This is a genomic window from Verrucosispora sp. WMMD1129 (assembly GCF_029581255.1).
In the GTDB taxonomy this organism is placed as follows: Bacteria; Actinomycetota; Actinomycetes; order Mycobacteriales; family Micromonosporaceae; genus Micromonospora; species Micromonospora sediminimaris.
Window position 1 is genome coordinate 1287400 of record NZ_CP120741.1, and the last position, 21220, is coordinate 1308619.

General features: G+C 73.1%; 21 protein-coding genes. 12 read left to right on the forward strand and 9 right to left on the reverse strand.

Annotated features, from left to right (window positions below; genetic code table 11):
• Positions 1-3 precede the first annotated feature (3 nt).
• Genes O7624_RS05860 through O7624_RS05875 form a run of 4 tightly spaced genes read right to left on the reverse strand, consistent with a single transcriptional unit; the run spans position 4 to position 4557 of the window.
• The gene (locus O7624_RS05860) at positions 4-657 is read right to left on the reverse strand and encodes an SIS domain-containing protein (RefSeq protein WP_093404602.1); all 654 of its coding nucleotides are present in this window, start codon (positions 655-657) and stop codon (positions 4-6) included.
• Positions 657-1874 (reverse strand): glycosyltransferase, encoded by a 1218-nt coding sequence (locus O7624_RS05865; protein ID WP_093404604.1) that lies wholly within the window; start codon positions 1872-1874, stop codon positions 657-659. Before O7624_RS05865 ends, O7624_RS05860 begins: the two co-directional genes overlap by 1 nt.
• Positions 1865-2836, reverse strand: a complete 972-nt coding sequence (locus O7624_RS05870) for a glycosyltransferase (protein WP_282239218.1) — start codon at positions 2834-2836, stop codon at positions 1865-1867. Before O7624_RS05870 ends, O7624_RS05865 begins: the two co-directional genes overlap by 10 nt.
• The gene (locus O7624_RS05875; protein ID WP_282240556.1) at positions 2833-4557 is read right to left on the reverse strand and encodes an HAD-IIIA family hydrolase; all 1725 of its coding nucleotides are present in this window, start codon (positions 4555-4557) and stop codon (positions 2833-2835) included. The genes O7624_RS05870 and O7624_RS05875 overlap by 4 nt, the downstream gene beginning before the upstream one ends.
• A 377-nt stretch (positions 4558-4934) precedes the next feature.
• Between O7624_RS05875 and O7624_RS05880 the strand changes: the two genes are divergently transcribed.
• Entirely contained in the window at positions 4935-5702 is a 768-nt protein-coding gene (locus O7624_RS05880) for a polyprenol monophosphomannose synthase (protein WP_093404612.1), read from the forward strand.
• A 16-nt stretch (positions 5703-5718) separates the two neighbouring features.
• Here O7624_RS05880 and O7624_RS05885 read toward each other — a convergent pair whose 3' ends face one another.
• Positions 5719-7332 carry an NAD(P)/FAD-dependent oxidoreductase gene (locus O7624_RS05885; RefSeq protein WP_282239219.1) on the reverse strand — a complete coding sequence of 538 codons (1614 nt, stop codon included), beginning with the start codon at positions 7330-7332 and terminating at the stop codon, positions 5719-5721.
• 69 nt (positions 7333-7401) lie between these two features.
• Here O7624_RS05885 and O7624_RS05890 point away from each other — a divergent pair, with 69 nt between their 5' ends.
• Positions 7402-8835: an aldehyde dehydrogenase family protein gene (locus O7624_RS05890; RefSeq protein ID WP_282239220.1), complete on the forward strand. Its 1434-nt coding sequence runs from the start codon at positions 7402-7404 to the stop codon at positions 8833-8835.
• 118 nt (positions 8836-8953) lie between these two features.
• On the opposite strand, the gene O7624_RS05895 is transcribed toward O7624_RS05890, so the two are convergent.
• A complete protein-coding gene (locus O7624_RS05895) occupies positions 8954-9355 on the reverse strand; it encodes a ChaB family protein (RefSeq protein ID WP_282239221.1) in 402 nt (133 codons plus the stop codon).
• A 140-nt stretch (positions 9356-9495) separates the two neighbouring features.
• Between O7624_RS05895 and O7624_RS05900 the strand changes: the two genes are divergently transcribed.
• The 5 genes from O7624_RS05900 (at position 9496) to O7624_RS05920 (ending at position 12226) form a co-directional block, all read left to right on the forward strand.
• Positions 9496-10473, forward strand: coding sequence for a YihY/virulence factor BrkB family protein (locus O7624_RS05900; protein ID WP_282239222.1), 978 nt, complete (start codon positions 9496-9498; stop codon positions 10471-10473).
• A gap of 45 nt (positions 10474-10518) precedes the next feature.
• On the forward strand, positions 10519-10935 hold the full coding sequence (locus tag O7624_RS05905) for a DUF2795 domain-containing protein (RefSeq protein ID WP_093404622.1): 417 nt from the start codon (positions 10519-10521) through the stop codon (positions 10933-10935).
• A 48-nt stretch (positions 10936-10983) separates the two neighbouring features.
• Positions 10984-11445, forward strand: coding sequence for an SRPBCC family protein (locus O7624_RS05910; protein ID WP_093404847.1), 462 nt, complete (start codon positions 10984-10986; stop codon positions 11443-11445).
• 140 nt (positions 11446-11585) lie between these two features.
• Positions 11586-11843 carry a hypothetical protein gene (locus O7624_RS05915; protein WP_210935223.1) on the forward strand — a complete coding sequence of 86 codons (258 nt, stop codon included), beginning with the start codon at positions 11586-11588 and terminating at the stop codon, positions 11841-11843.
• 95 nt (positions 11844-11938) lie between these two features.
• A complete protein-coding gene (locus O7624_RS05920; RefSeq protein ID WP_247673185.1) occupies positions 11939-12226 on the forward strand; it encodes a hypothetical protein in 288 nt (95 codons plus the stop codon).
• Positions 12227-12276: 50 nt separating this feature from the next.
• On the opposite strand, the gene O7624_RS05925 is transcribed toward O7624_RS05920, so the two are convergent.
• A complete protein-coding gene (locus O7624_RS05925) occupies positions 12277-12723 on the reverse strand; it encodes a hypothetical protein (RefSeq protein ID WP_282239223.1) in 447 nt (148 codons plus the stop codon).
• 159 nt (positions 12724-12882) lie between these two features.
• Between O7624_RS05925 and O7624_RS05930 the strand changes: the two genes are divergently transcribed.
• Positions 12883-13257, forward strand: coding sequence for a DUF6401 family natural product biosynthesis protein (locus tag O7624_RS05930; protein ID WP_093404627.1), 375 nt, complete (start codon positions 12883-12885; stop codon positions 13255-13257).
• A 69-nt stretch (positions 13258-13326) separates the two neighbouring features.
• On the opposite strand, the gene O7624_RS05935 is transcribed toward O7624_RS05930, so the two are convergent.
• Complete coding sequence (locus O7624_RS05935) at positions 13327-14187, reverse strand: hypothetical protein (protein ID WP_093404629.1); 861 nt, start codon at positions 14185-14187, stop codon at positions 13327-13329.
• A gap of 188 nt (positions 14188-14375) precedes the next feature.
• Here O7624_RS05935 and O7624_RS05940 point away from each other — a divergent pair, with 188 nt between their 5' ends.
• Positions 14376-16505 carry a SpoIIE family protein phosphatase gene (locus tag O7624_RS05940; RefSeq protein ID WP_282239224.1) on the forward strand — a complete coding sequence of 710 codons (2130 nt, stop codon included), beginning with the start codon at positions 14376-14378 and terminating at the stop codon, positions 16503-16505.
• Positions 16506-16624: 119 nt separating this feature from the next.
• Positions 16625-17905, forward strand: a complete 1281-nt coding sequence (locus O7624_RS05945) for a cation:proton antiporter (RefSeq protein ID WP_282239225.1) — start codon at positions 16625-16627, stop codon at positions 17903-17905.
• A gap of 35 nt (positions 17906-17940) precedes the next feature.
• Here O7624_RS05945 and O7624_RS05950 read toward each other — a convergent pair whose 3' ends face one another.
• Positions 17941-18903 (reverse strand): FAD-dependent oxidoreductase, encoded by a 963-nt coding sequence (locus O7624_RS05950; RefSeq protein ID WP_282239226.1) that lies wholly within the window; start codon positions 18901-18903, stop codon positions 17941-17943.
• 162 nt (positions 18904-19065) lie between these two features.
• On the opposite strand from O7624_RS05950, the gene O7624_RS05955 reads away from it, so the two are divergent.
• Together O7624_RS05955 and O7624_RS05960 are read left to right on the forward strand one after the other, a co-directional pair.
• Positions 19066-20448 carry a glycoside hydrolase family 6 protein gene (locus tag O7624_RS05955; protein ID WP_282239227.1) on the forward strand — a complete coding sequence of 461 codons (1383 nt, stop codon included), beginning with the start codon at positions 19066-19068 and terminating at the stop codon, positions 20446-20448.
• 179 nt (positions 20449-20627) lie between these two features.
• On the forward strand, positions 20628-21215 hold the full coding sequence (locus O7624_RS05960; protein ID WP_282239228.1) for a general stress protein: 588 nt from the start codon (positions 20628-20630) through the stop codon (positions 21213-21215).
• The last annotated feature ends 5 nt before the right edge of the window (positions 21216-21220 follow it).

Consider the following 21220-nt stretch of genomic DNA (forward strand, 5'->3'; position numbering starts at 1 on the left):
TCCTCACGCCTGCACCGGCCGGACGGCGCCGCCGTCCAGCACCACCTCGACACCGGCCCGCACCGCGCCAGCCGCTGGCGCCGTCGGTGCCAGCTGATCCGCCATCGCCTGCTCGACGTACTCGCAGAGCAGGTGGCTGGAGACCAGATGCAGTTCCTGGACCACCTGGGTGTCCGGCGAGTCCACGGCGAGCACCTCGTGACACGCCTCGGCGAGCGGGTTCGGCGCCGGCCCGGTGAACGCCCAGCAGCGCAGCCCCGCCTCCCGACCGGCCCGGGCAGCGGCGAGCAGGTTGCCGCTGCCGCCGCTGGTGGACAGCAACAGCAGCACGTCGTCAGGTCGGCCGTGTGCGCGGACCTGACGGGCGAACACCTCCTCGTAGCCGTAGTCGTTGCCGATCGCGGTCAACGCCGACGTCTCGGCGTGCAGCGCGATGGCGGACAGCGGCTGACGGTCGTCGCGGAGCTTGCCGACCAGCTCGGCGGTCAGGTGTTGCGCCTCGGCGGCGCTGCCACCGTTGCCGGCGACGAGCAGCCGACCGCCGTCGGTGAGCCGCCGGGCCAGCGTCGCGCCCCACCTGTCGAGCAGCGGCTCGCAGCGCCGGAACGGCGGCAGCGCCGCGGTCAGGTGGGCCAGGTGCGCGTCGAGCAGACTCATCAGGCCACCACCCGGGTCGGTCGATGCACCGCCGCGACCTCGTCGTAGACCTCGGCGAGGCGCTGGGCGGTGACCGCCCACGAGTAGTGCCGGCGGGCTCGGGCCCGGGCCGCGCCCGCGTACGCGAACCGGCGGATCCGGTCGTCGAGCAACGCCCGCAGCGTCTCTCCCAGCGCCCGTGGATCCCGCGCCGGCACCAGATCGCCGGTGACGCCGTCGACCACCGTGTCCCGCAGGCCGCCGACGGCGGTGGCCACCACCGGCACCCCGCACGCCATCGCCTCCAGCGGGGTCAGCCCGAACGGCTCGTACCAGGGCGCGGCGACCAGGATGTCCGCCGATCGGTACCAGCGGCCCATCTCCTCCCGGGGCACCGCACCCACCAGCCGGACCCGGTCGGCGACGCCGCAACTGCCGGCGAGGGCCCGCAGCCGCCGGGCGTACGGGTCGGTCTCCAGCAGGCCGGCGGGTGGCCCACCGACCACCACGCACTCGGCCTCGGGCACGTGCGCCATCGCCCGTACCACCGTCTGGAAGCCCTTGCGTTCCACCAACCGACCCACGGTGAGGATCCGGGCCCGCCCGGGCTCTCGCTCGGCGGCCGGCCCCAGCGGGGCGAAGGTGGCGAGGTTGACACCGGACGGGACGACGGTCATCGCCGACCGGGGCACCCCCATCCGGACCAGCTCACCGACCTCGTCGCGGCACTGCGCGATCACCCGGTCGACCGAACGGCCCAGTTGGCGCTCGTAGCCGATCCGCCGGGCCGGGCTGGTGTCCTGCACCCCCTGGTAGCGACGCTTCACCGTGCCGAGCGCGTGGTACGTCTGCACCACCGGCACCCCGGTCTGCCGGCCGGCCTCCAGCGCGGCGAGCCCACTCATCCAGAAGTGCGCGTGGATCACCTCGGGGGCCCAGTCCCCGCCCCGCCACCTGTCGATCAGCCAGGCGCCGAACGGGCGCATGTGCGGCAGCAGGGCGTCCTTCGCCACCGGCTCGGCCGGTCCGGCCGGCACGTGCACCACGTCGTAGCCGTCCGGGCTGCGTACGGTCACCGGTAGGTCCACCGCGTCGCGGCGGGTGTAGACCCGCACGTCGTGCCCGGCGGCGGCGAGCGCGGCGGAGAGTTCCGCGACGTGCGTGTTCTGGCCACCGGCGTCCTCGCCGCCCAGGATGGCGAGCGGGCTGGCGTGCTCCGAGATCATCGCTATCCGCATACTTCCTCCTCCAGCAGCCGGTCCCAGTCGGTGAGGAAACGGTCGAGGCCGTAACGTTCACGAGCGGCGGCACGGGCCTCGGCACCGGCCTCGCGCGCCCGCTGTGGGTCGGCGACGAAGCGGCCGGCGGCCGCCAGCAGGGTGTCGACCCGGGTGGAGAGGGCGTTGGCGCCCGTTGGCACCGCCATCGCCGCCTCGGTGGTGGCCAGCGCCACCACCGGCATGCCCATCGTCATCGCCTCGATCAGGCTCAGCCCCAGCGACGTCCACCGGCACAGGTGCAGGTACGCCCGGCGGCGCGCCAACTCGGCGTGCATCCGGTGCTGCGGCACGTCGTCGTGGCTGGTCAACCGGTCGGCCGGCAGACCGAGGTGCTCGGCCAGCCCGGCGACCTTCATGCCGAAGACGTCCAGCGGGGCGATCTCGGCGAACCGGGGCAGCAGGTCGGTGCCGGTCACCCGCCAGCGGCGTACCGGCTCATTGATCACGACGGCAAGCCTGTCCAGTTCGCCGGTCCAGGCCGCCGTCGGCGCCACGATGCCGTGGTCGACGACCGTGGTGCGGGTGGTGCCGGTGTCCCAGAACAGCTCGTTGAACGCGGTCACGTGGGCGACGAGCAGGTCGTCCCGGTCGGCCATCGGGTGGCGGCTGTTGGGGACCTGGCCGTCCTTCGGGGTGTTGTGCTCCACGTAGACGGCCGGCAGGTCCCGGCCGGGCCGGCGACCGAGCCACTGCTCGGCCAGGTCGATCTCCTCGGGGCGTTGCAGGATCACCACGTCGACGTCCGCGGTGCGCAACTGCTCCGGGCTCACCTCGGCGGCGCTCTCCGGCCAGGTGTACGTCCGGGCGCGGCCCAGCCCGTACGGTCCCCGGTCCGGGGTGGCCGGGATCAGGTAGCGGTGCTTGCCGTGCACGAACGAGGTGGTCCAGGAACCGTGCACGTGCCAGAGCAGGATGTTCATCGGCCGCCCCCACCGCCGACGGTGGCCACCTCGGGTGCCGCCCGGGGCCCGGCCGGTCCGGTAGACGCCGGGTCCGGCGCCACACCGAGCAGGCGCAGCGCGTCGAGCACGGCACCCGGTTCGATGTCGCTGAGGCAGGGATGCCCGGGTACCGGACACCGTGCGGCCCGGGTGTCGCGGCAGGCGGCGATGGCGTCACCGAGGCGTACCGTCGGCACCCGCCACGGCCCCCACTGTCCGAAGGGGACGGTGGGGGCGAAGAGGCTGACCACCGGCACGCCGTACGCGGCCGCCAGGTGCGCCGGTCCGGTGTTGCCGACCACCACCGCGCCGGCCCCGGCCACGATCCCGGCCAACTCGGCCAGGCCGGTGCGGCCACCGAGGTCCCGACCGTGCCGTCCGGCAACCCGCGCGGTGAGGTCCCGCTCGGGTGGACCGCCGGTGACCACCACCCGGTACCCGGCGGCGCTCAGCGCGTCGGCGATCCGTTCGGCCAACTCGGGCGGGCAGCCCCGGGCCGGCGCCGCCGAGCCGGGATGCAGCACCACGTAACCCGGTTCGCCGGCCTCTGGTCGCGGCGGGACCGGTCGCAGTCGCAGGTGCGGTTCGTCGCCCTCGCCGAGCAGGTAACCGGCGGCGGCGGCCAGGGAGAGGGCCCGCTCGGCCTCCGGCACGCCGACCGGCACCCGATGCCGCACGTCCAGCAGGCTGCCCGGGTAGTCGTCGCTGATCGCCGCGATCCGGGCGACCCCGGCCATCCGCAACAGCAGCGCCAAGGGCAACGGCGACTGGTGGAACGAGGTGAAGATGACCGCCTCGTCGGCGGCCACCGCCGCCAACCGGCTGACCAGGGTGGCCATCTCCTGCGGATCCACCGGCGCGGGAGCCGGGTCGATCCAGGGCAACCGGTGCTCGATCACCTCGTCGACGCCGGGCAGCAGGTCGGCGGCGGCCCGCCCCCGGGGCCCGCAGAGCAGCACCACCCGCTCGGCCCCGGCGGCGACCGCCCGGATGCCCGGTCCGGTCACCAGCACGTCCCCCGCCGAGTCCGACCGCACCACCAGCACCGTGCGACCGCCACCGGGGCGTCCCGCGCCGGCTCGCCGGACACCTGTGGCACCGGACCGGTGCTGCGGGCCCGACGTCGGCTCCGCCGGGCTCAGTGCCGCCTGACGTCGAAGGATCTCGGTAACGGCCGTGGCCAGGTCGGCGGCCACCCACGGGGCCGCCGCCACTTCCTCGGCGCGGGTCACCGGCGTCGGGACCAGGATGCCGGCCGCACCGGCGGCCAGGGCCGCCGTCACGTCGCGGCCGATGTCACCGATCAGGGCGCAGCGGGCAGGTACGGTGCCCAACGCCCGGGCCGCGGCGTGCACCAGGCCCGGTCTCGGCTTGCGACACGCGCAGCCGTCCCCGTCGTCATGGGGACACACGTGCCAGGAGTCGAACGGGCCGAGCAGGGCCTCGATCCGGCGGTGCACCCGGTGCAACTCGCCCTCGGTGAACAGCCCTCGAGCCAACCCGGACTGGTTCGTCACCACGGCGAGCTTCAGTCCGGCCGCCCGCAGCCGGTCCAACGCCGCGCGGGCGCCCGGCATCGGGCGCACCTTGTCCGGATCCGAGTTGTACGGCACGTCCTCGACCAGGGTGCCGTCGCGGTCCAGCAGGACCGCGTCGAACAGGACCGGGCGGGACACGGTCCGGCCGGCTTCGGCCAGCAACCCTGCTGACCTGCGCTGATCCGGCTCCCCATGGTCCTTTCGCACGGGCGGCGGGTTCCCTGCGCCCCGATGAGTAAACGTCACCCGCGACGCGGCCGAGGACACCGCGCACCGGCGGCACCCGCACGGCCGCCCGCGGTTGGCCTTACCCGCGGTCCCCGAGAAGCTAACCCGGCCGCCTCGTTAGCCGAGGCCACGGGTGGGGTACCGGGGGCGGTGGCGGTGGTGGAGAACCCTGGACCGGCTCTCCGACATCGCCCGCCGGCAGAAGGAACCGGACTGATCGCGGGGCACGGCGTCGGGGAGCCATTTCACCCCGGAAGGGACAAGTGGCTACGCTCACGGGTGACCCTGTCCGCAGACCGAGGATGTCCCCAATGATCGAACCCGTCCAGTTGCCCTCGCCGTGGCGGGACGTGCGCCTGACCGTCGTGGTCCCGACCTACAACGAGGCCGGCAACCTGCCGGTGCTGGTCGAGCGTCTCCTCACGCTGCCACTGCCCGGCCTGAAGGTGCTGGTCGCCGACGACAACTCCCCCGACGGCACCGGTGAGGTCGCGGACAAGCTCGCCATAGAGCATCCGGAACGCGTGCAGGTCGTGCACCGGCCGGGCAAGGAGGGTCTGGGCCGGGCGTACGTGGACGGGATCGGCCGGGCCCTCGACGGCGGCGCCGAATACGTGGCCCAGATGGACGCCGACCTGTCCCACCCGCCGGAGGCGTTGCCGGGGATGCTCGGCGCGCTGCTGTCCACTCAGGCCGGTGTGGTCATCGGGTCACGTTACGTGCCCGGCGGCGAGCTGGACGAGAACTGGCCGCTGTACCGGCGGGCACTCAGCGGCTGGGCGAACCTGTACGTGCACACGCTGCTGCGGGTACGGATCCGCGACCTCACCGCCGGTTTCAAGATCTGGCGGGCCGACGCGCTGCGCGACATCGGGCTGGAGCGGGTGCAGTCCAACGGCTACAGCTTCCAGGTCGAGATGCACTATCTGGCCACCAAGCTGGGGCACACCATCCTGGAGGTGCCGATCCGGTTCGAGGAGCGACGCGACGGCGCCTCGAAGATGACCACCGCCACCAAGATCGAAAGCGCGCTGATGCCGTTCAAGCTCCGTACCCGGCACCGCAACATCGAGCCCTGACCGGTCGTCCCGGCGGTCACGCGTAGACGGCCCGGTGCGCGGTGGCGATCGCCCGTTGGTACCACCCACCGGTGAGCGCCCGGTCGCGAGCCAGGGCGGCCCGGGCGGCGTTCGCGCCGGGGACGCCGTGCACCCCGCCGCCGGGGTGTGCCGACGAGCTGGCCAGGAAGAGCCGGTCCACCGGAGTGTCGGCGCGGCCGAGTCCGGGGACCGGCCGCAGGAACAGCTGCTGGTACGGGGCGGCGGTGCCGCCGCCCAGCGCGCCGCCGACCAGGCTCGGGTTGGCCTCCTCCAGCTCGGCCGGGCCGGCCACGTGCCGGCCCACCACCAGGCTGCGGAAGCCGGGGGCGGCGGCTTCCAGCACCGTCTCCATCCGCTCGACGTGCGCGACGATGTCGTCGGCCCGCCAGTGCCGACGGAACGGCAGGTGGGTGTACGACCAGAGCGACTCGGTGCCCGGCGGCGAGTGACTCGGATCCGCCACCGACATCTGCCCCACCAGCAGGAACGGATCCGGTGGCAGCTCGCCCCGGGCCAGCGTCGCGGCATAGCCGGTCAGCCCGTTGAGATCCGCACCCAGGTGCACGGTGCCGACGGTGGACAGGCGGCGGTTCGTCCAGGGCATCGGGGCGGACAGCGCCCAGTCCACCTTCAGCGTGGACCCGTCCCAGCGGAAGTGTTCCAGGTCAGCCACCAGCCGCGGGGGCAGCACGGCGGGGCCGACCAGATCCAGGTACAGCGCGGGCGCGGGCACGTCGGCGAGCACCGCCCGACGGGCCCGCCAGTTGGTGCCGCCGACGGTGCGTACGCCCATCGCCCGACCCCGGGCGACCAGGATCCGGTCCACCCGGGCACCGTAGAGAATCCGGCCACCTCGCTCGGTCAACCGGGCCACAAGCGCGTCGGTGATCTTCTGCGCGCCGCCTTCCGGGACCGGCCAGCCGACCTGCTGGCCGAGCATGGCGAGCAGCCAGCCGTAGACGCCGGAGCCGGCCTCCTCGGTGGACAGGTCGGTGTGCAGGGCGCAACCGGCCAGCAGTGCCGGCCCGCCGGCACCGCTGAAGAGTTCCGCACCGAGCCGGCTCGCCGGCAGCACCAGGCGCCGGGCCAGCCGCAGCGAGCCGCTGATCCGCAGCCGGCGCAGCAGGTCGAGGCCGCCGCGTACCGGCGGGAACGGAGTGGTGATCAGCTCGATCATCGGGTCGGCGACCTGCTGCCACTGCTCGTACGCGCTCAGCCAACGCTCGCCGTCACCGGGAGCGAAGGTCTCCAGTGACGCCGCCGTGACGCCGGGGTCGCGGTTGAGCACGGCGGCCCGGTCGTCGGGAAACAGGTGGGCCAGCACGTCGGGGGCGTGCCGCCAGGCGAGCCCGTACCGGGTCAGGTCGAGCCCGCGCAGCACGGGCGAGGCGTAACCGAGCGGGTAGAAAGAGCTGAACAGGTCGCTGAGGTAGCCGGGCGCGGTCACCTCGGCGGAGCGGACCGCTCCACCGGGCACCCCGGTGGCCTCCAGCACCAGCACGTCCCAACCCGCGTCAGCCAACAGGTTGGCGGCGACCAGGCCGTTGTGTCCGGCACCGACGACGACAGCGTCGGCCCGCTCGGCACCGAGGGAATCCGACGACATCATCCGAGGACGCTACCCCGAGTCGTTGCGGCGAAACGTTTGCCGGGGCCGGGCCCGGGCATGCAGCGCGCCATGTACACGGTCACGCAGCTCATCGGTGGGGTCTGGGGTGCCGGCGGGGAGGCCGGCGAGTTGACGGTGCACGATCCGGCCGACGGCCGGCCGGTGACCAGCGCCCCGGTCGCCACGACCGACGAGGTCGACAAGGCGGTGGCGGCGGCGCGCGGAGTGGCGTCCGAGTGGGCGGCGACGGCCCCGTCGGAGCGGGCCGCGGCACTGCACCGGATCGCCGACGCGGTCGCCGACGTCGCCGACGATCTCGCGCAGGCGACCACCGCGGAGATGGGCAAGCCGCTCGCCGACGCCCGGGGCGGCGTCGACGCGGGCATCGCCACCCTGCGGCAGTACGCGGAACTCGCGCCAGCCCGGGGGGGCCGTACCCTGCACGGCGATCCCGCCGCGATCGATTTCATGACGCCGCAGCCGCGTGGCGTGGTGGCTGCCATCACGCCGTGGAACGACCCGGTCGCCGTGTCGTGCGGGCTGCTCGGCGCGGCCCTGGTCACCGGAAACGTGGTGCTGCACAAGCCCAGCGAGCGCACCCCGGCGACCGGGTGGCTGCTGGCCCGCGCCTTCGACACCGCCCTGCCGGCGGGGGTGCTGTCGCTGCTCAGCGGGGGTCCGACGACCGGCGCGGCGTTGGCCGCCGCCGAGGTGGACATGGTGGCTCACGTGGGGTCCAGCGCCACCGGCCGGGCGATCGCCGAAGCCGCCGCCGGCACCGGTGCCAAGGTGCTGCTGGAGAACGGGGGCAGCGACCCGCTGATCGTCGACGCCGACGTCGACCCGAACTGGGCCGCCGGTGAGGCCGCCCTGGGCGCCTTCGCCAACGCGGGCCAGATCTGCGTCGCGGTGGAACGGATCTACGCCCACCGCGACGTGGCCGAGGACTTCGTGGCCGCGCTGGTCGAGCGGGCCGCCGCACTGCGCGTCGGACCGGGGCGGGATCCGGACACCCAGCTCGGTCCGCTGGTCGACCGACGCCATCGCGATCAGGTCCACGGGCAGGTGATCGCGGCGCTGGCCGACGGCGCCCGGCTGCGCATCGGCGGCACCCTGCCGGAGGGGCCGGGTGCCTTCTATCCGGCCACCGTGGTCGACCGCTGCGGGCACGACCTGGCGTTGATCCGGGAGGAGACGTTCGGCCCGGTCGCCGCCGTGGTGGTGGTCGACTCGTTCTCCGAGGCGCTGCGCTGCGCGGCCGACTCACCGTACGGGCTGGCGGCGACCGTGCTGACCGGGTCGATGAGCCACGCCCAGCGGGCCTGGCGCGAGCTTCCGGTGGGAACCGTGAAGGTGAACGCGGTCTTCGGCGGCGCGCCGGCCGGTGCCGCGCACCCGCGCCGGGGCAGTGGTCAGGGCTTCGGCTACGGGCCGGAACTGCTCGACGAGTTCACCGCCACCAAGGCGGTACACATCCAGGCGCCCGGCGGCGGCCACTGGTGAACGGGAGCATCGGATCCGGCGTGCCGCAGGGCCCGGTCCGACGCGTACGCCGGCCGGGCCCTGCCGACGAACGGCGGGCTCAGCCCGCCGCGGCCGTCGCGGGTCGGCGAACGTCGGTTCAGCCGCCGCGGGCCTTGCGGGTCTGGCGGTCGTTGGCCTTCTGAATGGCCTTGACCAGTTCCGGCTTGGTCATGCTCGACCGTCCCGCCACGTCCAGTTCGCGGGCCACCCCCATGAGGTGTTCCTTGGAGGCGTTCGCGTCCACCCCACCGGCGGTCGGCGCCCGCCGGGTCGGGCCACCGCCGGCGGCCTGCTGGTCGCTGGGGCCCTTGCGGCCCTTCGGCTCCCAGTGGTCGCCGACCTTCTCGAACTCGTGCTTGACGGCGGCGAACGCGGTGCGGTGCGCCCGCTCGCCCTCGCCGTAGGTCTCGACCGCGGAATCGTGTGTCTTCTCCCAGGTGCGCTGGGCCTTCTCCGGGGAGCGCCGCAGCGTGCTGGGCAGTACCTCGCGCCCGGGCATCTCGAACCTCCTCCGTGTGCGAGCGATTCGGATTGGCGTACCCCGGCGACGTCGCGGCAAACGTCGGCGGCGTTTGCCGCCGGAGCGGGCCGGGTACCGGCCGGACCAGCCACGGTGCCCACAGTGCCCAGGGAGCGGTCATGACGACGACGAACCCCGACGCCCCGTCGACCGATCCGCCGGTGCCACGGCTACCGGGGATCCGCCAGCTCCGCTGGCAGACCTGGCGTGGCGTGCTGGTCCGGGCCGGACGCAACTACCTGCGGGACAACTGCACGGACTGGGCCGCCGCGCTCACCTACTACGGGGTGCTGGCGCTGTTCCCCTCCACCGTCGTGGTGGTGGCCCTGGTCGGTCTGGTCTCCGACGGGGAGCGCACCGTCGACACCGTGCTCGACCTGGCCCGCGACGTGGGTGCCGGCTCGGTGGTGGCGAACGAGAGCTTCGTCGGCGTGGTCCGCGAGGTGGTGGACCAGAACAGCTCCGCCGGGGTGTTGCTCAGCTTCGGTCTGCTCGGTGCGCTCTGGTCGGCCTCGAACTTCATCGCCTCGTTCACCCGGGCCTCGAACGCCATCTACGGCGTCGTCGAGGGGCGGCCGGTGTGGAAGTTGCGCCCGTTGCAGATCGGACTGGCTGCCCTGTCGCTGGTGCTGCTCGCCATCGTGGCCGCCGGTCTGATCGTCAGCGGCCCGGTCGCCGACGCGATCGGTGACCTGGTGGGGGCCGGTGGCGCGGCCCGCACCGCGTGGGCGGTGGCCAAGTGGCCGGCGCTGGCGTTGATCGCGATGCTGTTGATGTCCCTGCTGTTCTGGGTCGCGCCGAACGTGCGTCAGCCACGTTTCCGCTGGCTCACCCTGGGCGGAACGGTGGCCCTGACCACCTGGGCGCTCGGCTCCTTCGGCTTCGGGTTGTACGTGGCGAACTTCAACTCGTACGACACGACGTACGGCAGCCTCGGGGCGGTGATCGCGTTCCTGGTCTGGCTCTACCTGTCCAATTCCGCGTTGATGCTCGGCGTTCAGATCAACGCCGAGCTCCAGCGGGGACGGCGGCTGCAGTCGGGCCGGGAGGACGCGGAGGAGTCGGCGCTGCCACCACGGTCACCGGCCGGCGCGTGACCGCTTACCGGTTTACCACCCGTCCCCTCGGGTAGCGCAGAAGACATGGATCGCGGCAGCAGCAAGCACTCACCGAGGGTCGACGAGCAGATGAGCCAGGAGGTCAGCGGCCTCGTGCAGGGGCCGGGGACCGGCGGCTCGCGGGTCGACGAGTTCCGCGTCCCGGAGCCCGCGGGAGAGGACCAGCCGGAGCCGACCACGGCGCCGGCCGGCGACCTGCGCAGCGGCGCTCCCCAGGGCATGACCTCCGAGGACGTCGAGGCCCGCAGCCGGTTGGGGCGGTTCATCACGATGACCGCTCTGCCGGGAGACCGGGCCGCACTGCTCGCCAACGCACGGGCGAACGAGGCCCCCGACGACGTACTGGCCGCGTTGGAGCGCCTGCCCGAGAGCACCCGGTACCAGACGGTGTCCGAGGTGTGGGCGGCGCTCGGCCACACCAACGAAACGACGCGCTGGTAGGTGGACCGACCGGTCCGCAAGCCTCACCAAGTGCAGGGAAGGATGCTGATGAGTGGCGTAACGGAGCATGTCGATGTGGCCGTCCCGGTTCGGACGGCGTACGACCAGTGGACACAGTTCGAGGAGTTTCCGCAGTTCATGGAGGGCGTGCAGGAGATCCGCCAGCTCTCCGACACGATGACCCACTGGACCGTCGAGATCGCCGGGGTGAAGCGGGAGTTCGACGCTGAGATCACCGAGCAGCTGCCCGACGAGCGGGTGGCGTGGCGGTCGACCGGCGGCACCCAGCATGCCGGGGTGGTCACCTTCCACCGACTGGACGAGAACAGCAGCCGGGTCAGCCTCCAGTTGGAGTTCGATCCGCACGGTGTCATCGAACAGGCCGGCGACAAGCTCGGCGTGGTCGACCGCCGGGCAAAGGGTGACCTGCAACGGTTCAAGACGTTCATCGAGCGGCGCGGTCAGGAGACCGGTGCGTGGCGTGGGCAGGTCGAACGTCCGCAGCCCTGATTCCGCCATGAGACCTTCGACGGCCGCCGGGTACCTCCGGCGGCCGTCGACGTGTGCACCGGATGCTTCCCTGGCTGCCGGACGACCACGCCGGGTCGGACGCGCCGTTTGCGACGACGGGGCGGGGGTACCGCGATGGCATGACCGACGACAGGGCGTGGCGCGACGAGGAACGACTGCCGCTGGAGGAACTGGACCGGGCCGTCGCCCGGTCCACGCTCGACGGGCAGGCCGACGACGTGACCGGCAACGACGCCGGGGAGGAAGCCGCCTTCGGGCACGGCCCCGAGGCGGCCGACCGGGGCGGCGAGGTCCCCGGCACGGGCCGTGAGCCCACCGACCCGGACCGCGCCTACCGCCCCTCCACGACCGGGCGTACCGGACCGGACACCCTCTGACACCGAATCCGGGTACGTTCCGGATCCGCGGCGACGATCCGCGACGTACCCGGAGCGCCGCGACTGGCAGCGGAGACGCCTCGGCCGAACGGCCGGTGAATTCGGACAGCTCAGGCAGAATCGGCCGTTCGGCTGACGGCAATGGCCGCGTCGCGCGCAAGACTTTCGGAATGCATCAGGGCTCCGGCTTCCTCTCCACGCGTCAGCGCCGCCTGGCATGGCTCGGCTTTCTCCTCGCCGCAGTGCAGGCACCCGTCTCCGCCAGGCTGGTCGACGACAGCTCGTGGCTGTTCAGCCTCTGCGTCGCGCTGATGGTGGCGACCGTGATCATCGCCGACGATGCCGCGCGGCGCCGCCCGGCGGACGCGCCTTCCTCCGAGTAGGGCTTCCCGACGTCACCGGCCGGGCGGGCGCGCCTCGGCCGGGCCGAGGTTCATGGTTCGCCGGCCGGGCGCGCCTCGTGGCCCGGACGCCCGGGCGTCCGGCGGCGCTCCTTCATCTCCGCCTCGTAGAGGTGCCGTCGGCCACCGACCAGTTGGTCGCGGGCCGACCGGTCCAAGTCGCGGAACACCGCGTGGTAGCCGTCGTCGAAGTCCTCGACGATCTGGAACGTCCACCTACCGGCGATGACGTTGCGGCCCACCAGTTCGTCGGCGATCCGGTCGGCGATGCCGGGGTGCCCGGCGTCGCGGAACATCCGTACCGCGTCGTCGAGCATCAGATCGGCGTGCCCGATGAGCTGGTGCAGCGAGTAGAGATGCCCCCGGGCGCGTTCCACGCACTCCAGCGCCTCGCTGAGCTTGCCGAGGGCAGCCACCGTGTCGTCGCTCACTCCGGCCGGACGCCGGTGTTGCTCGTCGGGACCGTCGGTGGTGTCCATCCGTACCTCCTGGTGCCGGTCATGCCGCGGGGTCCGCTTCCCCACCGTCCGCCGCGCCCGACTCGATCCCCTCGGGCACCTGCCGGCCACCGCCGTGGACACCGGGACCGGCCGAGCGGCCGAGGTCGCGGCGCTGCGGGTTGGATACATTCGTTCCCCATGCGCGTGCCGTCGAACCGGGTCGTCTCCCCCACCGCCGTCGACTGGGCCCGGTCCAGCCTGGTCACGCTCGCCAACGCCGTGGGGCTGGACGGGCTCGCCGCCGCCTCAGCCCTGCCCGGGCTGCTCGCCGCCGTCGACCAGCACGCCGCCGCGGTGCGTGACAGCCTGCGCGGGGACCGACGACCGTTGACCGCAGCGGCCCTCGCCGGTTACGCCGACGGTGTGCGGGTCGCCGCCGAGGAGTACGGCTGGCATCCGGCCGATGCCCCGGTCGACTGGGCGGAGGCGGACTGGGTGATGCTGCGCCTGCTCGCGGTCTGCGCGCTGACGGCCGCGCTGGACACGCCGGCCCCGCAGCCGCCACCGCTGTGAGCTGAGCCGGGCGCCCGCCGTGCGGCGGACACCCGGCTCAGCGCGACCGGCAGTGCGACCGAGCCACCGTCACGGACGGAACTGCTGGGTCTCGTCGCCTGCGTTGCCGGACTGGTAGGTACCCCGTCCCCCGGCCATCGAGGACTCCGATCCCCGGGCCGCCGGCTGGCCGGCGCCAGTCCGGTCGGCCATCTGCCGCTGCATGTCACCACGACCGGCCTCGGCACCCTGCCGCTGCTCCCGGATCGCCCGCGACTCCTCGGCCGCTCGGGTGAGCCAGCCTTCCCAGCGGTTCTGCATCGGTCGCACCAGACCACCACCGACGCCGATGATCAGGATGCCGGCCACCGTGGCGAGCACCGCGATCAGCACGGGCTGGGTGACGGTGGTGGCGATGCCCACCTGGTTGAGCGCCGCGATGACACCCAGGGCGATGATGAAGATCGCCGTCACGTCCGCCAGGAAGCGGCCGTACGACAGCCCGCCGAGCGCCCCGGTGACGATGTCCCGGACCGCGTTGGCGATCGCGGCGGCCACCACCACGATGACGATCGCGACGAACGCCCGGGGCAGCCACGCCACCACGCCCGCGATCAGGTCGCTGATCGCGTTCGGCCCCCAGACGCCGAAGGCGAACTGAAGGGTGAACAGCAGCACCGCGTAGTACGCGAGCCTCGCCAGGATGTCACTGGCGTCGTACCGCGTCCGCTCCAGCGCACGCTTGATACCGCCCCGTTCGACCGCCCGGTCGAACCCCACCCGTTCCAGGGCCGCGTCCACGATCTTGAGCACGGCTCTGGCGATGAGCCATCCGACCACGAGAATCGCGATGAACGCGATGGCCCGGGGCACGAACAGCAGCACCGACCTCCACATGTCGGCCACGGCGTCACCGATGTCGACCTGCCTGGCCGCGAGGGTTTCCGGCATGATGTCCCTCCTGTCGCATGGATTGCCCGGCGCGCTTACCCCTTCCCCCGGCCAGCACGCCGCTACGGTCGCCCCCTTTTTCTGGACAGACCGCACCGGAACGGCTCTGACCTGCTCTGATGTCCCAGGCCGGCGCGCCCGACCGATGATCGGGAACGCGGGTCGAGCGGGCGGACTAGGCTGCGTTCATGCCAGGAACGGTCGGGCGAGTACCCACGCCATCAGGCCCGCTGCCGGGCACGGCGGTGCCGGGCACGGCGACCGTCGTCGGCCACCCCCGATGGGGTGCCACGGCGCTCGGCCCGTACGAGTCGTGGGATCCCGCCGTCCGGGCGACCGTCGAGGTGGTGCTCGCCTCTCCGGCGCCGATGGCCCTGCACCTCGGCGCGGAGTTGCTGCTGCTGTACAACGACGCGTACGCCGATCTGATCGGCGACCGGCACCCGGACGCCATGGGCCGTCCCCCCACCGAGGTCTTCGCCGAGGTCTGGCAGCGCCCCGGTGTCGGTGACGTCGTCGAGCAGACCTACCGCACCGGTGTTCCCGTCCTGGACCGGGAGATCCCGCTCCCGCTGCACGCTGCCGCCGTCGCCCTCGACCAGCCCGTCTACACCCGCGCCTGTTCGCCGGTGCGGGACAGCCACGGCCGGGTCGTCGGCGTGCTGTCCGTGGTGGCCGAGACCAGCCCGGCCACCCGCCAGTTGCAGGGCCTCAGCGATTTCGCCGCGGCGCTCGCCGGCACGCTCACCCTGGACGACGTGGCCCGGGTCGCGTTGCGCTACGCGATCACCTCGTTCGACGCCGACCGGGTCTCCTTCGCGGTGGACGACGGGGGCGGCGGCGCCGGGTGGCGGATGGTCCGGCGGGTCCGTGGCGAGTTGGTCGACGAGGCGGACGAACGCCTTCCCCCGCTGTGGCGGCGCGGCCCGGCCGGTTGGTCGGCGCCGGCGGTGGTCAGTGCCCGCACGGGCCAGGCCAGCTTCATCGACGACGGCCAGCCGCTGCACGAGATCGCGGCGGACCGGCACGACCAAAAGATCCGGGCCCTGGCGGCGGTACCGCTGCGGGCGTCCGTGGTGCGGGGAGCGCTGACGGTCGGCTACCGCTCGGCGCATCCGTGGTCGGCGGCGGAGCGGGCACTGCTGGCAGCCTCGGCCGAGCTGATCGGGCAGGCCGCCGAGCGGGCACGCCGCTTCGAGACCCAGCACGGCACCGCCCAACTGCTGCAACGCAGCATGCTGCCGGAGAACCTGCCGGTCCTGCCCCGCCTGCGGATCGCCGCGCGGTACGACCCGGGAGTCGACGGCAACGCCGCGGGCGGGGACTTCTACGACGCGTTCGTGCTGCCCACCGGCGACCTGGGTGTGGTCCTCGGCGACGTGGCCGGCCACGACGTGCAGGCCGCCGCCCGGATGGGCCAGGTACGCGCCGCACTCCGTGCGCTGGCGCTCAACGACCCCCGCCCGGATCAGGTGCTCGCCGGGCTCGATCGGCTGGTAGGCAGCCTCGGCACCGAGGCCGGCACGTACGAGTTGTTCGTCACCGTGGCGTTCGGCGTCATCGACGTCGGCCGGGAGGAACTGACCCTGGCCAGCGCCGGTCATCCGGCGCCGCTGGTGCGTCGCTGTGGGCCGACGGGTGAGCCGAGGGCCGAGTACGTCGACGTGCCCTCCGGTGCCCCGTTGGGGATCGGCTACCGGGCGGCGACGCGTACCGTCGCATTCTCGCCCGGCGACACGCTGCTGCTGTTCAGCGACGGCGTGGTGGAACGACGCCGGCACGGATTGTCGGACGGCCTGGAGCGACTGGCGGAGTCGGTGGCCGGGGCGCCGAGCGGCGACCCGAGATCGTTGTGCGCGGTGGCCTCCGCGGCCGTGCCCGGCGCGACCGAGGATGACGTGGCGGTGCTCGCCGTCGAGTACGCGGTGCGGCCGAGCCGGTCGGCGCGGATGGAGGTACCCGCCGAGCCGACCGCGCCGAGCCGGGTACGGCACTGGATGACCGCCCAGCTCACCGAGTGGGAGGTCGCGGAGTCGGTGATCGGCGCGGCGGTGCTGTGCACCAGCGAGCTGACCACCAACGCGTTGCTGCACGCGGGCACGGCGGCCCGGGTGGAGGTCGATCTCAGCCCGGAGCGCCTGCTCGTGTCGGTGGCCGACTCGGGCTCCCGGGGCACGGTGACCCGGGCCCGCACGGAGACGCTGAGCAGCCGGGGACGCGGGTTGGGTCTGATCGAGGAGTTGAGCGACGCCTGGGGCACCGACCCCACCGTGCGTGGCTCGACGGTCTGGTTCGAGATCCTGCTCCCATCCGCCTGAGCAGCCGGCCGACGATGCTGACGCCGGTACCGGAAATTCTCCCGGATTACCGCAACCTCCGCCGGGGCACGTAGTGCGCCACCTGTCCGCCTGCTGCGGACGTGGCGAGAGGCGGTCCGGTGGAGACGGTAGACGTTGCGTTCGCGGTGCTCGGTGTGGCGGCCCTGCTCGCCGGCATCCTGCCTCGGCTGGTGGAGCGGCGACCGCTGTCGATGCCGCTGGCCTTCCTCGGTCTCGGGATGCTTGTCTACTCGCTGCCCACCACCCTGCCCGTGCCGGACCCCCTGACCCATCGGGATCTGGCCACCCACCTGACCGAGATCTGCGTGATCGTCGCCTTGATGGGCGCCGGTCTGAAGATCGATCGACCGTTGAGTTGGAGACGCTGGTCGTCGACGTGGCGGCTGCTGGCCGTGGCCATGCCGTTGTGCATCGCCGCCGTCGCCCTGCTGGGGTGGTGGTGGGCGGGCCTGGTGCCGGCCAGCGCGCTGCTGCTCGCCGCGTCGCTCGCGCCGACCGACCCGGTCCTCGCCTCCGACGTCCAGGTCGGCGAGCCCACCGACGAGTCGGACTCGGAGGACGAGGTTCGTTTCGCGCTCACCTCAGAGGCAGGGCTGAACGACGGCCTGGCGTTCCCGTTCGTCTACGCGGCGGTCGCGATCGCGGGCGCCGGCCTCGCGCCCGGTGACTGGCTGGCCCGCTGGCTCACCGTCGACCTGCTCTACAAGGTCGGCGCCGGGCTGGCCGGCGGACTACTGATCGGTTGGCTGCTCGGCAAGCTCTTCTTCCGGGCGCCCAGCGAGCTGCGGTTGGCCCGGCACGCGGAGGGATTCCTGGCGCTGGCCGCCACCTTCCTGGCGTACGGGCTGGTCGAGGTGGCCGGCGGCTACGGCTTCCTGGCGGTCTTCGTGGCCGCCCGCGCGATCCGGGCGGCGGAGCGCAACCACAAGTACCACGCGGTGCTGCACGACTTCGCCGAGCAGGTGGAACGGCTGCTCACGGTGCTGATGTTACTGCTGCTGGGCGGCGCGGTGATCAGCGGGCTGCTGGCCGCGCTGACCTGGCCCGCCGCATTTGTCGGTCTGGCCCTGGTGTTCGTGGTCCGGCCGCTGGCCGGTTGGCTGGCGCTGCGCGGCGCACCGGGGCGGCCGGCGGAGCACTGGGTGATCGCCGCCTTCGGCATCCGGGGCATCGGCTCGTTCTACTACCTGGCCTACGCCACCACGAAGGCGGACTTCCCGCAGGCGGAACTCGTCTGGGCCACCGTCGCCCTGGTGGTGATCGTCTCCGTGGTGGTGCATGGGGTCGCGGCGACACCTGTCATGCGGTTGCTTGACGCATCCGGTGGGCGCACCCGGACGGAGACCTCAGCGGCCCCCTCCGCACCTGTCGCCGCCTGAGCGCCCCATCGGCCGGCGCGTCGGCCGCTGGCCGATCAGGCCAGCCGGCGGGCCAGGGCCCGGCCGAGGTCGCGGCCGGAGCGCCAGGCGGTCTGCACCCGGGGTGCGCCGAACGCGTCCCCGGCCAGCCCGATGCCGTCGTCGTCGAGGTGGAAACCGGTGTCCGGGCCGCCACCGCCGGTCGGCTTGGCGTACGTCCACCGGTGCACGTGCACGTGTTCCGCCCGGTCGGGCAGGGCGAGCAGGTCGCGTACGGCCGCCTCGATCTCCGGCGCGGCTGCGGTCGGCTGGGCCAGGTGCCCGGCCGCGAACTCCTCGGTGGTGTGCGCGACCAGGACCGCCGCACCGTCGCCGCGCCGGTCGCCGTCGTCGCAGACCAGGTTGAGCAGTGGATGGTCGTTGACGAACGCGCCCCGGAAGTCGCTCCACCGCCGCGTCGGAAACCGCAGCATCGCCGCCAGGGCCGGCGACCAACGCTGCCGTGCCACGGCCTCGGTGGCCGCCGCGAGTCCCGGGTCGAGCAGCCACGCGGCCTGTGGCCCGGGCATCGCCAGCACCACCGCCGCACACTCTTCGCCGTTCACTGTCGGTCCCGGCCCGACACCGAGCACCAGCCGGTTGACCGTCACGGGCAGGTCCCGAGCGAGGTGTTCCACAAGCGAGCGCAGCCCGCGCGATGCCGCCCAGCGCATCGGCCCGGGCACCTCACGGCGGCCGTCGCCGTCGTACGCGACGAAGGTGTCGGTCCACTCCCGGGCCAGCCCGGCAGCCTGCCAGCCCTGCACCACCTCGGCGAACTCGGGATCACTGACGGTGAAGTAGGCCGCACCGAGGTCGGCGGGGCGGCCGTCGAAACGCCGGCTGGCCATCCGGCCGCCGGCCACCCGTCCCCGCTCCCGGATCTGGACCGGCACGCCCGCGTCGCGCAGTTCCCGGGCGCAGGCCACGCCGGCGATCCCGGCACCGATCACCACCACGCCCGATCGCTCACCGTCCATCCCATGATCGTAGGGCGGCCGGCCGCTGCGGCCCGACGCCACGGGTCGGTGGTCCGCCGAATTGTTCCGGAAACTCTTCACAAGCCTGCAATCGGCCCGTACCTTGACGGACATGTGGGAGCGCTTCCACGCACTTTCTTCGATGGGTACGAGGAGCAGACCATGAGAACCCGAAGCACATTCGCTCTGGTCGGCGTCGTGGCGACGGCACTGACCGTGGCCGGCAGCGTCGGCGTGGGCGCGCTGCGCCCCGCGCCCGCCGCGGCCGCCGAATCCGCCTTCTACGTCGACCCGCAGACCAGCGCCGCCCGCTGGGTGGCGGCCAACCCGAACGACTCGAAGGCCGCCGTGATCCGGGACCGGATCGCCAGCGTCCCGCAACCCCGCTGGTACACCACCACCAACACCTCGACCGTACGCGGCGAGGTGGACTCCTTCGTCGGCGCCGCAGCCGCCGCCGGCAAGATCCCGATCCTGGTGGTCTACAACATCCCCAACCGTGACTGCAGCAACCACAGCGCGGGCGGCGCCCCGAGCCACTCCGCCTACCGGCAGTGGGTGGACCAGGTCGCCGCGGGTCTCGGTGGACGTCCGGCCACCATCATCCTGGAGCCCGACGTGCTCCCGATCATGACCAGCTGCATGAACGAGAGCCAGCAGGCCGAGGTGCGGGCCTCGATGGCGTACGCCGGCAAGGCGCTCAAGCGGGGTTCGTCGGCGGCGAAGGTCTACTACGACATCGGCCACGGCGGCTGGCTCGCCGCCGGTGAGGCCGCTGCCCGGCTGAACGCCGCCGACATCGCCAACAGCGCCGACGGCATCTCGGTGAACGTGTCGAACTACCGCCGTACCGCCGACGAGGTCTCGTACGCCAAGCAGATCATCGCGGCCACCGGCAACTCCCGGCTGAAGGCGGTCATCGACACCAGTCGCAACGGCAACGGCCCGGCCGGCTCCGAGTGGTGCGACCCGCCGGGGCGGGCGATCGGCACTCCGAGCACCACCAACACCGGCGACTCCGCCATCGACGCGTTCCTCTGGGTGAAGCTGCCCGGCGAGGCGGACGGCTGCATCGCGGCGGCGGGTCAGTTCGTGCCGCAGCGGGCGTACGACCTGGCTATCGCGGCCGGCCCGGTGCCGACCACCGCCCCGCCGACCACCGCGCCGCCGACCACCGCCCCGCCCACCACGGCCCCGCCGACCACCGCGCCGCCGACCACCAACCCGCCCGGCGGTGGCTGCTCGGTGACGTTCACCCCGAACACGTGGACCGGTGGCTTCACCGCCGAGATCCGGGTGACCAACCGCGGCGCGGCGCTGAACGGCTGGAACCTCACCTTCAACGTCGCCTCCGGAGTGCGGCTGAGCAACGGCTGGAACGGTGACTGGAGCCAGTCCGGCAACCAGATCACGGTCCGCAACGCCGCCTGGAACGGCAGCCTGCCCAGCGGCGGCACGCTCAGCGTCGGTTTCCAGGGCACCTACACCGGCAGCAACCTGTCCACGCCGAGCGGTTACAGCCTGAACGGCACCGCCTGCGCCTGATCCCCTGACCCGTCCCGGGGCCCCCGGCCACCGCCCTACCGGTGGTGGCCGGGGGCCCGCCCTTTCCGGAGCATGTCCCGATGCTGCCCGCGTCGGCGCAGGCCAACGAGCCGGAGGCCACCCGGGCGTTACCGCCCCGCCGACGCGGGAAGGCGACCCGTTGACGAAGGAGGAGACCCATGACCACACAGTCGAACCCCTCGGCCTGGCAGCCGGGTGTGACCGGCGGCGGCACCCTCCCGTCGGGCCCCGGCGGTCGTCCCGCCGCACCCAGTGGCGACGGCCACGGACCACCAACCGGGCCGCCGACCGTGACGATCGGCGCCTTTCCGGACTATCCGGCCGCCCAGCGGGTGGTGGACCACCTCGCCGACAACCGGTTCCCGGTGGAACGAACCGCCATCGTCGGCACCGACCTGACCATGGTGGAGACCGTGCTGGGCAGGATGACCACCGCCCGTGCGGCGCTGGTCGGAGCCGGTACGGGGGCCTGGTTCGGTCTGTTCATCGGCCTGCTGTTCGGCATCTTCACCGTCGGAAACTGGGTGGCGGTGATCCTCGCCGGCCTCGTCATCGGTGCGATCTGGGGTGCCGTCTTCGGTGCCGTGGCACATGCGATGACGGGCGGGCAGCGTGACTTCACCTCCGCCAGTTCCCTGCGGGCCAACCAGTACGCGGTCACCGTGGAGGCCGACGTGGCCGACCAGGCCCGTCAGCTGCTCGGCCGGCTAAACCTGGGTGGACGCGCGGCGCAGCCGGCGGGCTGACCCCG

Bases quoted from the DNA above. Each gene is read 5' to 3' on its own strand.
- O7624_RS05860 (WP_093404602.1), bottom strand. From the start codon at position 657: ATGAGTCTGCTCGACGCGCACCTGGCCCACCTGACCGCGGCGCTGCCG.
- O7624_RS05865 (WP_093404604.1), bottom strand. From the start codon at position 1,874: ATGCGGATAGCGATGATCTCGGAGCACGCCAGCCCGCTCGCCATCCTG.
- O7624_RS05870 (WP_282239218.1), bottom strand. From the start codon at position 2,836: ATGAACATCCTGCTCTGGCACGTGCACGGTTCCTGGACCACCTCGTTC.
- O7624_RS05880 (WP_093404612.1), top strand. From the start codon at position 4,935: ATGATCGAACCCGTCCAGTTGCCCTCGCCGTGGCGGGACGTGCGCCTG.
- O7624_RS05885 (WP_282239219.1), bottom strand. From the start codon at position 7,332: ATGATGTCGTCGGATTCCCTCGGTGCCGAGCGGGCCGACGCTGTCGTC.
- O7624_RS05890 (WP_282239220.1), top strand. From the start codon at position 7,402: ATGTACACGGTCACGCAGCTCATCGGTGGGGTCTGGGGTGCCGGCGGG.
- O7624_RS05895 (WP_282239221.1), bottom strand. From the start codon at position 9,355: ATGCCCGGGCGCGAGGTACTGCCCAGCACGCTGCGGCGCTCCCCGGAG.
- O7624_RS05900 (WP_282239222.1), top strand. From the start codon at position 9,496: ATGACGACGACGAACCCCGACGCCCCGTCGACCGATCCGCCGGTGCCA.
- O7624_RS05905 (WP_093404622.1), top strand. From the start codon at position 10,519: ATGGATCGCGGCAGCAGCAAGCACTCACCGAGGGTCGACGAGCAGATG.
- O7624_RS05910 (WP_093404847.1), top strand. From the start codon at position 10,984: ATGAGTGGCGTAACGGAGCATGTCGATGTGGCCGTCCCGGTTCGGACG.
- O7624_RS05915 (WP_210935223.1), top strand. From the start codon at position 11,586: ATGACCGACGACAGGGCGTGGCGCGACGAGGAACGACTGCCGCTGGAG.
- O7624_RS05925 (WP_282239223.1), bottom strand. From the start codon at position 12,723: ATGGACACCACCGACGGTCCCGACGAGCAACACCGGCGTCCGGCCGGA.
- O7624_RS05930 (WP_093404627.1), top strand. From the start codon at position 12,883: ATGCGCGTGCCGTCGAACCGGGTCGTCTCCCCCACCGCCGTCGACTGG.
- O7624_RS05935 (WP_093404629.1), bottom strand. From the start codon at position 14,187: ATGCCGGAAACCCTCGCGGCCAGGCAGGTCGACATCGGTGACGCCGTG.
- O7624_RS05940 (WP_282239224.1), top strand. From the start codon at position 14,376: ATGCCAGGAACGGTCGGGCGAGTACCCACGCCATCAGGCCCGCTGCCG.
- O7624_RS05950 (WP_282239226.1), bottom strand. From the start codon at position 18,903: ATGGACGGTGAGCGATCGGGCGTGGTGGTGATCGGTGCCGGGATCGCC.
- O7624_RS05955 (WP_282239227.1), top strand. From the start codon at position 19,066: ATGAGAACCCGAAGCACATTCGCTCTGGTCGGCGTCGTGGCGACGGCA.
- O7624_RS05960 (WP_282239228.1), top strand. From the start codon at position 20,628: ATGACCACACAGTCGAACCCCTCGGCCTGGCAGCCGGGTGTGACCGGC.